14 protein-coding genes are annotated in these 12,621 nt (G+C 36.7%); 9 read left to right on the top strand and 5 right to left on the bottom strand.

Annotation, left to right across the window (positions count from 1 at the left end; genetic code table 11):
- Window positions 1–37: 37 nt before the first annotated feature.
- Both NQ540_RS03365 and NQ540_RS03370 read right to left on the bottom strand, forming a co-directional pair.
- Window positions 38–892, bottom strand: coding sequence for an IS3 family transposase (locus NQ540_RS03365; protein WP_217953278.1), 855 nt, complete (start codon window positions 890–892; stop codon window positions 38–40).
- A complete protein-coding gene (locus NQ540_RS03370) occupies window positions 868–1,422 on the bottom strand; it encodes a transposase (RefSeq protein WP_005608245.1) in 555 nt (184 codons plus the stop codon). Before NQ540_RS03370 ends, NQ540_RS03365 begins: the two co-directional genes overlap by 25 nt.
- 237 nt (window positions 1,423–1,659) lie before the next feature.
- On the opposite strand from NQ540_RS03370, the gene NQ540_RS03375 reads away from it, so the two are divergent.
- The 3 genes from NQ540_RS03375 to cls all read left to right on the top strand — a co-directional run bounded on the left by NQ540_RS03375 (window position 1,660) and on the right by cls (window position 5,483).
- On the top strand, window positions 1,660–3,333 hold the full coding sequence (locus NQ540_RS03375; RefSeq protein ID WP_005605000.1) for a ribonuclease J: 1,674 nt from the start codon (window positions 1,660–1,662) through the stop codon (window positions 3,331–3,333).
- Between the two features lie 20 nt (window positions 3,334–3,353).
- Window positions 3,354–3,959: an energy-coupled thiamine transporter ThiT gene (locus tag NQ540_RS03380; protein WP_005605001.1), complete on the top strand. Its 606-nt coding sequence runs from the start codon at window positions 3,354–3,356 to the stop codon at window positions 3,957–3,959.
- A gap of 63 nt (window positions 3,960–4,022) precedes the next feature.
- A complete protein-coding gene (gene cls / locus NQ540_RS03385; RefSeq protein WP_005605003.1) occupies window positions 4,023–5,483 on the top strand; it encodes a cardiolipin synthase in 1,461 nt (486 codons plus the stop codon).
- A 353-nt stretch (window positions 5,484–5,836) separates the two neighbouring features.
- Here cls and NQ540_RS03390 read toward each other — a convergent pair whose 3' ends face one another.
- From NQ540_RS03390 to NQ540_RS03400, 3 genes are all read right to left on the bottom strand, one after another.
- Window positions 5,837–6,691 carry an IS3 family transposase gene (locus NQ540_RS03390; protein WP_217953278.1) on the bottom strand — a complete coding sequence of 285 codons (855 nt, stop codon included), beginning with the start codon at window positions 6,689–6,691 and terminating at the stop codon, window positions 5,837–5,839.
- The gene (locus tag NQ540_RS03395; RefSeq protein ID WP_005608245.1) at window positions 6,667–7,221 is read right to left on the bottom strand and encodes a transposase; all 555 of its coding nucleotides are present in this window, start codon (window positions 7,219–7,221) and stop codon (window positions 6,667–6,669) included. Before NQ540_RS03395 ends, NQ540_RS03390 begins: the two co-directional genes overlap by 25 nt.
- 109 nt (window positions 7,222–7,330) lie before the next feature.
- Complete coding sequence (locus NQ540_RS03400) at window positions 7,331–7,675, bottom strand: hypothetical protein (RefSeq protein ID WP_005605005.1); 345 nt, start codon at window positions 7,673–7,675, stop codon at window positions 7,331–7,333.
- Window positions 7,676–7,905: 230 nt separating this feature from the next.
- Between NQ540_RS03400 and NQ540_RS03405 the strand changes: the two genes are divergently transcribed.
- Genes NQ540_RS03405 through NQ540_RS03430 form a run of 6 tightly spaced genes read left to right on the top strand, consistent with a single transcriptional unit; the run spans window position 7,906 to window position 12,596 of the window.
- Window positions 7,906–8,232 (top strand): hypothetical protein, encoded by a 327-nt coding sequence (locus NQ540_RS03405; RefSeq protein ID WP_005605006.1) that lies wholly within the window; start codon window positions 7,906–7,908, stop codon window positions 8,230–8,232.
- Window positions 8,219–10,183, top strand: a complete 1,965-nt coding sequence (locus NQ540_RS03410; protein ID WP_005605007.1) for a V-type ATP synthase subunit I — start codon at window positions 8,219–8,221, stop codon at window positions 10,181–10,183. Before NQ540_RS03405 ends, NQ540_RS03410 begins: the two co-directional genes overlap by 14 nt.
- A gap of 17 nt (window positions 10,184–10,200) precedes the next feature.
- Complete coding sequence (locus NQ540_RS03415; protein WP_005605008.1) at window positions 10,201–10,683, top strand: V-type ATP synthase subunit K; 483 nt, start codon at window positions 10,201–10,203, stop codon at window positions 10,681–10,683.
- A 14-nt stretch (window positions 10,684–10,697) separates the two neighbouring features.
- Window positions 10,698–11,282, top strand: a complete 585-nt coding sequence (locus NQ540_RS03420) for a hypothetical protein (RefSeq protein WP_005605009.1) — start codon at window positions 10,698–10,700, stop codon at window positions 11,280–11,282.
- Window positions 11,283–11,293: 11 nt separating this feature from the next.
- Window positions 11,294–12,295 (top strand): V-type ATPase subunit, encoded by a 1,002-nt coding sequence (locus NQ540_RS03425; protein ID WP_005605010.1) that lies wholly within the window; start codon window positions 11,294–11,296, stop codon window positions 12,293–12,295.
- Window positions 12,285–12,596: a V-type ATP synthase subunit F gene (locus NQ540_RS03430; protein ID WP_005605011.1), complete on the top strand. Its 312-nt coding sequence runs from the start codon at window positions 12,285–12,287 to the stop codon at window positions 12,594–12,596. Before NQ540_RS03425 ends, NQ540_RS03430 begins: the two co-directional genes overlap by 11 nt.
- Window positions 12,597–12,621 lie beyond the last annotated feature (25 nt).

Below are 12,621 nucleotides of genomic sequence, written 5' to 3' on the forward strand. Positions count from 1 at the left end.
TTTGATATGTACCCAGAATCCTGGACACATTTTTAAATTAAGCTGAACACATGGATGTTTCCCTGTATAGAACAGGGGGCATCCATTTTGTTTTTTCTTGAATTCTTTTGTTATTGTAATAATCTATATATTCTTCCACAGCCGTTTGAAATTCCTTAAAGGTAGAATATTCCATTTCAAAACCGTAGAACATTTCGTTCTTCATTCTGGCGAAAAACGTTTCTATAATGCAATTATCATAACAATTTCCTTTTCGGGACATTGATTGAATAATCCCTCGTTCATTTAATGATCTTTGGTAAAATGCGTGTTGATATTGCCAACCTTGATCAGAATGGAGAATCAATCCATTAACATCAGGGAATTTTTTGAAAGCTCTATTTAGCATCCTTTGAATCTGTTCTAAGTCGGGGCTTAGAGAAAGATCATAGGAGATTATTTCATTAGTAGACATATCTAAGATTGGAGAAAAGAAACATTTTCCCCAAGAAAAAGTGAATTGAGATACATCTGTACTCCATTTTTGAAGAGGCCTTTTGGCCACAAAATCTCTGTTAATAATATTATCAGCAACTTTTCCAACACTACCACGATAAGAATGGTATTTTTGTTTAGGGCGTTTTCCAAACAAATCATTTATATGCATCAGACGTTGAATTCTTTTATGATTAACAACGTAACCTCTACGACGAAGTTCTTGGTAAATTCTTCTAACACCATATCTACCTTTATTTTCATGAAAGATTGTTTGGATTTCCAATAATAAATCCCCATTCTTTTCAGCCACAGCATCTACTTTATTTAATTCAAAATAATAAGTAGATTTAGCCATTTTCATCGCTTTAAGAAGATATTTTAGTTGGTATCCTACTTCTCGAAGTTCCTTGATGATCGCTGCTTTCGCGCCTTGAGAAGCGCAGCTTCCTGTTCTTTTCTCAAGGCTCTCAGTTTTTTTATAACAGCAATTTCAGCTTCTAAATATGCATTTCGCTCACGTAATCGAACTAATTCTTCTCGTTCGGATTCTGAAAGGTTACCAGTCACAGCCTTTTTATTCATAATAAGCTCCTTAGATAATGCTTGTCTACGTTTCTCATTCTTTAGACCATTATATCCATAAGTTAGGTACTTGTGAACCCAAGAACTTAATAATCCGCGACTAATTCCTGCTGGAAAAGAAACCTCTGAAAGAGTCTTCCCGTTTAAAACCTGTAGAATAAATGTCAATTTTTCTTCTGCTGTCCATTTTCTTTGCCTTTTAACGCGCTCTAATCCTTTAGGTCCGTGAATTTTTTCAATTTTATCCCAATCCAGTATTTTTCTTTGGAAACTCCTTTTCATAACTTTTTCAGGCGTTTCGGCCCATATTCCTTGTCGATATAATTCTACACATTTCATTTTGAATTCAAATGAGTAACGCATAATAAATACCCCCTTTACTGGTTTGTCCAGTAAAGGGGGTACATATCACTTTTAAAAGGATTTTTTTTCGAATCGAAGGAATGAATGAAAGAGTTCTAATGCACACTAAAAGAGCATCGTGGAAGGACTTTGAAATTCGCAATATGTCGACAATTATGGTATTCTAAAAGAGCATATATGGTGGTGAAGTCCGCCTAAAAGAAATAATTGTAAATAAAAGAAAATGAGAGGTAAATCATGAGTTCAATTAAAATCATCGCACTAGGTGGCGTGAGAGAAAACGGTAAAAGTCTATATGCCGTTGAAGTTGAAGAAGACATCTTCGTGCTAGATTGCGGTTTAGTTTATCCGGAAGATGAATTACTAGGGATTGATGTTGTCATCCCAGACTTCAGTTATTTAGAAGAAAACAAAGAGAGAATTGCAGGGGTGTTTTTAACGCACGGACATGCCGATGCGGTAGGGGCATTACCTTATTTCTTACAAAATATTGATGCACCCGTTTTTGGTTCAAAATTAACGATTGCATTAGCGAAATACTATGTTGAATCTTCGAAATTAGTGAAAGGATTTAATGACTACCACGAAGTTACTGAAAATACAGAAATTGACTTTGCAAGTGCTACGATTAAATTCTTTAAAACAACCCATACGATTCCAGATTCATTGGCGATTGTGATTAAAACGAGCGAAGGAAATATCGTATATACAGGGGACTTCAAATTCGATCAAAGTGCTTCAGTGGAATATCAAACGAATTTTGGACGTATTACAGATGTTGGGGAAGACTATGTTCTTGCTCTATTAAGCGATTCAAGTGATGCGGAAAGTCCTGTTGAAAATGTCAGTGACCGTAAAATTGCTGAAGCGATGTTAGAAACTTTCCTAAATGCGCAAGGTCGTATTGTGGTAGCTTGTGTAGCAAGTAATATTTTACGGATTCAACAAGTCATCAATGCAGCATATGAATCTGGACGCAAAATTTTCCTAACAGGTTCAGAACTGGAAGAAATTGTTAATATCGCATTGAGTCTGAATAAATTAACAGTTCCTGATAAAGAATTGATTATTACTTTCAATCAAATGAAAAAATTACCAGATAATGAACTTGTCATTTTAGAAACTGGAAATGCTGGAGAGCCAATTAAAGCTCTTCAAAAAATGGCATTAGGACGTCATCGTCAGGTAAACTTGCATGAAGGAGATTTAGTGTATATTGCAACGACTCCTTCAGTTGCGATGGAAACTCAAATTGCTCGTACGAAGGATTTAATCTATCGTGCAGATGCGGAAGTGTTTGAAATGGCAAACAGTAAAAAAGCAAGTGGCCATGCAACTCCTAATGATTTGAAATTAATGATTAACTTGTTGCAACCAACCTTCTTCATTCCGGTTCAAGGGGAGTATCGTAGTTTATTAGCGCATGCGGAATTAGCGAATGAATTAGGAATTCCATATAAGAACATCTTCATTCCTGGAAAAGGGGATGTCGTAGAAATTGAAAATGGCCAAATGAATGCTTCTGGTCAAGTAGCAGCAGGAAATGTATTGGTCGACGGAATCGGCGTGGGCGATATTGGAAATATCGTTCTAAAAGATCGTAAAATTCTATCAGAAGACGGTGTTTTTGTTGCCGTTGTGACGATTTCTAGAAGACTAGGTAAGATTTTGAGTGGCCCTCAAATTATTTCACGTGGATTCGTATATATGAAAACAAGTGAGGAATTACTAACGGAAGCTCAAAAAATTGTAACAGATGTTGTTGAAGAAAACTTGGCAAGTGAAGATTTCGAATGGCCAAGATTAAAACAAGAGGTTCGTGATGCTCTTAGCCGTTATCTATTCGATAAAACGAAACGTCGTCCAGTCATTTTACCAATGATTATGGAAGCCTCTAATTATAAAAAATAACGATTTTTAAGGAGATTAGAATGAATTCAAAAGCAGTAAAAATCTTACTTGAAGTATTAGGAGCTGTTGTGGTTTCAGTAGCTCTATCCTATATCCCTCAAGAAAGCCTACCTTTCTTTGTGGATTTAGCGATTCTTCCATTAATTTTTGTGTCTCTAAGACAAGGATTAATTTGGGGAACGATTGCGAGTGTCCTCTTTGGATTACTCCATGTATTCTTACATCCAACAGGAGCAGGATTCCTCGTTGTTTCTCTACATGATTCCTTCATGGCCTATGGTTTTGTAGGTCTTTCAGGATTCTTTGCTAGAAACACGGTCCGTACAGCGTTTAATGCGCGTACGTCGTCTACTACATTAAATGTTGTAACAGCAAGTTTAATTGCAACTATTGTAAGTTATGGATTCCATGTGATTGCTACTGGAATTGGAGCTCCAACAGTGTTTTCTGCAGAAAAAGTGAGTTTAGCTCAAGGCGTTTTCGGATTTGGGACGAACTTTTTAGTGACGCTTGCTGTGACTTTACTCATCTTTGTAACACTTATTTACGTAAAAAGAGATGTTTATATTCCAAAAGGAACTCGCTTCTTATCACGTAGAGAACAATCTCATCTATTAAATGATTAATTAAAAATAAAAAGGCCTTGATTCGTCGTGGTCTTTTTTATTTAAATAAAGAAAGGAGAGCGTATGGAATTTATTACTTCATTCCTTTACCTCATCATTCTTGCGAATACGATTGTGGCAGTCATCACAGTGTTTAGGGAGCCCAGAGAAATTGCGGCTACTTGGGGCTGGCTTATTGTGCTTATCATGCTACCGATTATTGGATTTATTATCTATTTCTTTTTTGGAAGAAGAATTCGGAAAAAACGGATTTTTAATATGAAATCTCAAGAAACAGTTGGCCTTCAAGAATTGGTCGAACAGCAACAAAGAGATTTAGAAAGAACCAAAGAAAAAATAGGTGCTCCCAAGTTTCGTTTTAAAAATGAATATCAAGAAGATTTAGCTTCCTTCTTTTTAGAAACCGATGATGCCATTATTACAGAAAACAATGAAGTGACTCTGTACGTGTCAGGAGAAGATAAATTTGCTCAGTTAAAGGCAGATATCGAGCAGGCTCAACATCATATTCACCTCCAATATTATATTTTTAATGATGATACGATTGGACATGAAATTATGGATCTTCTAATTGAAAAAGCACGAGAAGGAATCGAAGTGCTCGTCATTTATGATGCCCTAGGAGCTCGTACAACTAGACAGGGATTTTGGAAAAAACTGCATGAGGCTGGCGGTCATACGGTTGCCTTCTTTGGATATTCGTTAGGCTTTATTAACTGGCGTATCAATTACCGAAACCACCGTAAAATTGTTGTGATTGATGGAAAAATCGGGTATGTAGGTGGGTTTAATATCGGAGATGAATATCTAGGAAAAGGAAAACTTGGGTACTGGAGAGATACGCACTTACGAATTGTGGGGGATGCTGTATATTCGCTACAATCACGATTTTTCATCGACTGGAATGCTGCCGTACATGAAGACAAACGAAGAGAGTTCTTTCCTGAATATTTCCCCGTGATAGAGTCAATGGGGCAAAATACGATTCAAGTCGTCTCAACAGGTCCAGATGCTAGTTTACAAAAGATTAAACTAGGACTTATTAAGATGATTTCCATGGCAAAAAAATCTGTGTGGATTCAAACCCCTTACTTCATTCCAGATGAAAGCGTTCAGGAAGCTTTATCGATTGCAGCCTTGTCTGGAGTGGATGTTCGCATTATGATTCCAAGTAAACCAGATTATCCAATTGTTTACCGTGCAACAGAATTTTATGCTTCTCAAATTATTCAATCCGGAGTAAAGGTCTATGTATACCAAAATGGATTTTTACATGCCAAAACAATGATCGTAGACGGCGAACTAGTGACAGTTGGAACTTCTAATTTTGATATGAGAAGTTTCCGATTGAATTTTGAAGTCAATGCGTTTATTTATAATGAAGAAGTCGCTAGACAAGTAGAAACAGACTTTCTAAAAGACTTACATAATTGTACAATTGCGACTAAAGACTATTTTGATAAACAATCCCGATGGAAAAAATTCAAACAAAAATTTGCTCGCTTATTCGCCCCGATTTTATAAAAGGATACGAGGCATCGCGCTCAGAAATGGACCGTTGGACCGGAATACCGTAAGCGGCTGAAACAGCCGAGCGGATATTTCGGGAAACGCACGCCATTTCTGCGATGACGAGTTCAACTCAAGGATACGTGGGCGAACGCTCAGGACTGAAACACTGGACCGAAGCGACGTAAGGAACGTGAAACGTTCAGCGTACGGTTCGGGAAGTGGACGCCGTTTCTGCTTTTTCAAGTTCAACTAAAGGATACGAGGTATCGCGCCTAAAAATCAGACTTTTAAAAGCTTTGCAATATCGAATAAAAAAGGAACTCACAGTGTTGATATGTACCCAGAATCCTGGACACATTTTTAAATTAAGCTGAACACATGGATGTTTCCCTGTATAGAACAGGGGGCATCCATTTTGTTTTTTCTTGAATTCTTTTGTTATTGTAATAATCTATATATTCTTCCACAGCCGTTTGAAATTCCTTAAAGGTAGAATATTCCATTTCAAAACCGTAGAACATTTCGTTCTTCATTCTGGCGAAAAACGTTTCTATAATGCAATTATCATAACAATTTCCTTTTCGGGACATTGATTGAATAATCCCTCGTTCATTTAATGATCTTTGGTAAAATGCGTGTTGATATTGCCAACCTTGATCAGAATGGAGAATCAATCCATTAACATCAGGGAATTTTTTGAAAGCTCTATTTAGCATCCTTTGAATCTGTTCTAAGTCGGGGCTTAGAGAAAGATCATAGGAGATTATTTCATTAGTAGACATATCTAAGATTGGAGAAAAGAAACATTTTCCCCAAGAAAAAGTGAATTGAGATACATCTGTACTCCATTTTTGAAGAGGCCTTTTGGCCACAAAATCTCTGTTAATAATATTATCAGCAACTTTTCCAACACTACCACGATAAGAATGGTATTTTTGTTTAGGGCGTTTTCCAAACAAATCATTTATATGCATCAGACGTTGAATTCTTTTATGATTAACAACGTAACCTCTACGACGAAGTTCTTGGTAAATTCTTCTAACACCATATCTACCTTTATTTTCATGAAAGATTGTTTGGATTTCCAATAATAAATCCCCATTCTTTTCAGCCACAGCATCTACTTTATTTAATTCAAAATAATAAGTAGATTTAGCCATTTTCATCGCTTTAAGAAGATATTTTAGTTGGTATCCTACTTCTCGAAGTTCCTTGATGATCGCTGCTTTCGCGCCTTGAGAAGCGCAGCTTCCTGTTCTTTTCTCAAGGCTCTCAGTTTTTTTATAACAGCAATTTCAGCTTCTAAATATGCATTTCGCTCACGTAATCGAACTAATTCTTCTCGTTCGGATTCTGAAAGGTTACCAGTCACAGCCTTTTTATTCATAATAAGCTCCTTAGATAATGCTTGTCTACGTTTCTCATTCTTTAGACCATTATATCCATAAGTTAGGTACTTGTGAACCCAAGAACTTAATAATCCGCGACTAATTCCTGCTGGAAAAGAAACCTCTGAAAGAGTCTTCCCGTTTAAAACCTGTAGAATAAATGTCAATTTTTCTTCTGCTGTCCATTTTCTTTGCCTTTTAACGCGCTCTAATCCTTTAGGTCCGTGAATTTTTTCAATTTTATCCCAATCCAGTATTTTTCTTTGGAAACTTCTTTTCATAACTTTTTCAGGCGTTTCGGCCCATATTCCTTGTCGATATAATTCTACACATTTCATTTTGAATTCAAATGAGTAACGCATAATAAATACCCCCTTTACTGGTTTGTCCAGTAAAGGGGGTACATATCATGTTTGTGAGTTCCTTTTTCAGTTTAACTGAAGTAGAAAAATACCATATATGGTATTTTTGTTAATCGATTTCCATGCAAGCAACGATTTGTTCTACATTGAGAATATGGGTAATCCCAGTTTCTTGCTCTAAGAAAACAAAGTGATTATTCATTTGGATAGGACTTTTAATCAATCCGTTTTTAGTAAAAGTAATCAAATTCCCAGCATTGTCATATTTTTCGAAGTGAAGAACAATCGGTGTCTTAAAATAATAACTATGGTGAATTTGTTCCACTACATCAATCAGTGGCATGATAGTTGGTTTAAAGAAAATATCTCGTTCTTCATATTCTTCTTCAGAAACGTGTAATTTGTTTAACAATGGTTTGATAAATGATGTGAATGGTGTTTTGCGTTGTTCCATTTTCGATACCTCCGAACATTTGTTTGCATATTTATTATACGAACAAATGTTCTAAAAAGCAATAGAAAAGAAAAAATTTTCAAAAAAAAGATGTGTTTCTTCCTATTTATAAAGTTTCATTTTGCCCGAGAATACTGGTAAATTATCGTTTGATACCTAGCAAAAGAAAGTTTATAATGGAAAGGAAAGCATTTTACTATTCGTGAAAACGAATGGATTGGAGGTGTCACATGAGTCAGGAGATTCTAAATTCTGTTTTAGCGATTGAATCTGAAGCGAAAGCGTTGAAGGAAAAATTCGACGAAAAGCTTTCTGAAACGAAAGCAGCAACAGATCAAAGAGTGAATGAAGCAAAATCGAATATGGAACAATCGTTAGAAGTTTACGCTAAGGAGTTGAAAGAAAAAAATCAACAAAAGAGAGTGGCTTTTGAAGCGAAAGTGAAAGAGGAAGAAAAAGCAGAAATTCATGCGTTAACGGAACGTTTCAATAATCTGAAGCAGGATTTAGTTCAGGATACTGTGAAGGAGGTGTTGAAGAGATATGGCGATAGCTAAAATGAATAAAGTCATGTTAATTGCTCCTACAGAAAAGCAAAATGACTTATTAGATGCTATTCAAGAATTACAATCTTTAGAAGTAACCTCGCTAGAACAGGCAAAAGAACTATTTACACAAAAATCCATCGTTTTGAAAGATGCTGATGAACAAGAAGTAAATACTCTTCAACAACAGTTCGAAGGAATTAACGCAGCGATTGCTTTTGTTGAAAAAAATCAAAAGCAACCTTCAATGATTCAAAAGTTAAAAATTGCAAGAGAACAGTTTACACTCTCTGAACTTCAAGAGGAAGTTTCAAAGTGGAATACGGATGAGCTCGTTCAACATGTTGAAAATATTCGTTCTTCTTTACGCAAAAAAGAGGATGAATTAAAAGAACTGAGAGAAAAAGAAACGCTGTTGCGTAAGTGGAGTGTTCTTGATTTTTATCCAAAAGATATTTTCAAACATCCTTATACGAAGACAAAGATGGGTGTCATTCCTCAAGCAGTGGATAATGCATACTTAGAAATTTTGAAGAACAGTGAATTGATTTCTGTTCATGAAGTGTATCATACGCGTGAGGAAATCGGACTTCTAGTGACTTATCCAAGAAAGGCACAATTAGAAGCCAAAACAGAACTTGCTAAAGCACATTTCAGTATTGTATGGTACGCCTTTGAGGAAGCTCCTTCTATTGAGTTAAAGAAAAATCTGGAAACGCAAAAAGCCGTTGTTGGGGCTAAAAAGAAAGTGTTAGACGACTTACAAGAAGAAAAAGATCTTCTTCGCAAGTTACAGCTTTCTGCCGAAGTTACCTATAACGAATTACAAAAAGAACAAGCCAAAAATGAATTAGTGAATGGGGAACATGTCTTTGTTCTTCAAGGTTGGATGACGACTAAAGCAGTAGAAGAAGTAGAAATACAATTAGAAGAAAAATTAGGTGAAGGAGAGTATGTTTTCCTTCCACTCGAAATTGCTGAAGAGGAGTACGAAGAAGTGCCAACGGTGTTAGAAAACAACGCCTTCTTACAACCATTCGAAAACCTAACAGAAATGTATGGATTACCAAAATACGGAGAATTAGATCCAACTCCTTATACTGCGCCATTCTATCTTGCATTCTTCGGAATGATGGCAGCGGACTTAGGATACGGAGCACTTCTCTGGTTGGGAACATTCATCATGTTGAAGTTCTTCCATTTTGATAAAGGAATGAAACGCAACTTGAAGTTCTTCCACTTATTAAGCTACCCCGTTATGATTTGGGGGATTATATTTGGATCAGCATTTGGGGCGGATTTACCATTCCAGCCACTATCACTCTCAAATGACCTTATTACGATTATGATCTTATCGATTATCTTCGGGGTTATTCAGATTATGGTCGGCTTATCACTTGGGGCTTACTCAAATCTAAAGAAAAAAGCATATGCCGATGCCTACACGAGTCATCTTGGATGGTTAGCCATTATTACAGGTATCATTCTTTATGTATTAGGCTCAATGGTACTCAATATTTCTTGGATTGCGACAATCGGTTCATCGATTGCGATTATCGCAGCCGTTGCGATTGTAGTCGTAACTGTCCTAACGAGCGAAAACAAGTGGGGCGGTTTAGCGAGCGGTCTATATAACTTGTACGGAATTAGTGGATACGTAGCAGACGTCGTGAGTTACACGCGTTTAATGGCTCTAGCTGTATCAGGGGGAAGTATCGCAAGTGCGTTCAATATGTTGGTAGGATTCCTTCCACCAGTTGCACGTTTTACAGCAGGTGTCTTCTTAATCGTAGCTTTACAAGGGTTGAATATTTTCCTTTCATTCCTTGGAGCTTACGTTCACGGCTTACGTCTACAGTTCGTTGAATTCTTTGGTAAATTCTACGACGGCGGTGGACACGCATTAAAACCGTTCAAAACATATGAAAAATACGTTGATATGAAACAACAGAAATCAGAATAAATGGAGGAAATAAAATTATGACAAACTGGTTAACATTTTTCGCTGAAAATGGTGGAGGGCAAATCTTTGCTGCTCTAGGGATGGCAATTGCCATTATCTTCTCAGGGATTGGATCATCGAAAGGGGTAGGGATTGCCGGTGAAGCAGCTGCTGCCTTAATTAAAGAACAACCTGAAAAATTCGTTCAAGCATTAATCTTACAACTATTACCTGGTACACAAGGGATCTACGGATTCATCGTTGCCTTCTTCATCATGATTAACATGTCAGCTTCAATGACTTTAGCAGCTGGTTTATACTTATTCATGGCAGCTTTACCAATCGCATTCACTGGTTTATTCTCAGGGATTGCCCAAGGTAAAGTAGCAGCAGCAGGTGTACAAATCTTAGCGAAAAAACCTGAAGAATCTACTAAAGGGATTATCTTTGCCGCAATGGTTGAAACTTACGCAATCTTAGGATTACTTGCTTCTATCTTAATTATCATTAACAAAGGTTAAGAGGAGGGGTATTCTTGAAAGATTTAGAGCAACTAAAACAACTTATTCTAGCGGATTTAGAAAAAGAATCAAAGCAGCGAATTGAGGTTGCTACTAAAGAACAAGAAGAACGTATCAATCAAATGAATGCACAATATTCGCAACAAGAAATGGCGAAGAAAACTGCATTAAAACAAGAAGCAAAATCACAATACGAAAAAGAGCAACAGACTATTTTGAACGCAAGTAAAAAAGAAGTCTTGCGCATTAAACGTGAACTTCTTGAGAGTGTATTTGAGGACGTTCTACAAGTAATGTCTACCTGGAGCGGGGAAACATTACGTCTCTTTATCGAGTCAGCTATTCGCAAATTACCAAAACAACAACAAACAACACTTACTTTTGGTGAGGAAACTGTTTCTCGTTTGAGCGAGGAAGACAAAACTGCGTTAACTTCGCAATTTAATTTCGTTCACATCGACGCAGCCACTCTTCCAAAGAAAGCAGGATTTGTGTTGAAACAAGAAGGTATCGAATATAACTATTTATTCGAAGCATTAATTGAAGATTTAAAAGAAGAATATTCACCTATCTTAGCTAGAAAAGCATTCATTGGGTAAGGAGGGATGGAATGAATGATTTAGCCTATTCAGGAGTGAATACGACCGTTCGTATTCTTGAACAGCAATTACTGTCCAAGGAACAATTGAATGGGATTCTCGTATCTAAATCCTTACAACAAGCATTAGAAGCCTTGCAAAAGACAAGTTATGAGGTAGATGTACAAGAAGTTCTCGAATCAAGACAGTTCGATCCAGTCTTAGATGCCCATTTGAAGCGCAACTATGATGAGGTGTTAGAACTCATTCCGGATGCATCACTCCTTGATGTATTCTCGATTCGTTACACTTACCATAATTTAAAAGTTCTTCTGAAATCGAAGTTCTCTGGAAAAGACTTAAAGCATTTATGTGTACCGTTAGGACGTTATTCCTTCGAAACCTTAAATCAATTAGTCGAAACTCAAGATTCACTCGATGTACCAGATATTATGATTGAAGGGGTTCGTGAAGCGTATGCTGATTTTGAAAACTTTGGCCGCTTAGAAGCTGCCGATGTATTTATGGATCGCTACTATTTCAAACATCTTCGACTCATCGACCGTACTATGAATCAAGAAGTCATCCATCAAATCGTGAACATTATGATTGATTTGGAGAATATCACTATCTTAATCCGTGCTGCAAAGCAAAAACAATCACGCTCATTCTTAATTGGGGTATTGTCTAGCGAAGGAACAGTCGATAAGACATTATTAATCGACGAAGTGCTTGATAAGGGCACAGAGGCTCTTATTGACCTATATCGTCATGTTCCATACTATGACAAGATTGTTGCGATTTTAGAACAGGAAGAACATCCAGTCTTTGCATTGGAATTATTAAAAGAAGAATTGATTTATCACATTCTAGAAGAAGCGACTTTTGAACCATTTGGACCGCTGCCAAGTCTTGCGTATATTCATGCGTTAGAGATGGAAGTAAAAAACCTTCGTCTATTACTGGTTGGTGTGGACAATGAGTTTACTGAAGAACAATTAAGAGAAAGGATGCGACCAGTTTATGTCTCATAAAATTGCTGTAGTGGGCGACAAAGATTCCATCCTTCCTTTTAAAATTTTAGGGTTTGACGTGTATCCTTGCCATGAAGCGCAAAGTGCACGCAAGACGATTGATGAACTTGCTGGAAATCAATTTGGGATTATTTATGTAACGGAAGCTATTGCTAGTCAGATTCCGGAAACAATTCGTCGTTATGATGCAGAAATTTCACCAGCCATCATCCTTATTCCAAACCATAAAGGATCTTTAGGAATTGGAAAATCAAGAATTCAAGAAAATGTTGAAAAAGCGGTTGGACAAAACATCTTATAACCAACCAATTAAACCTAAGGGAGGT

Origin of the sequence: Granulicatella adiacens ATCC 49175, assembly GCF_025150565.1 — a bacterium.
Taxonomy (GTDB): Bacteria; Bacillota; Bacilli; order Lactobacillales; family Aerococcaceae; genus Granulicatella; species Granulicatella adiacens.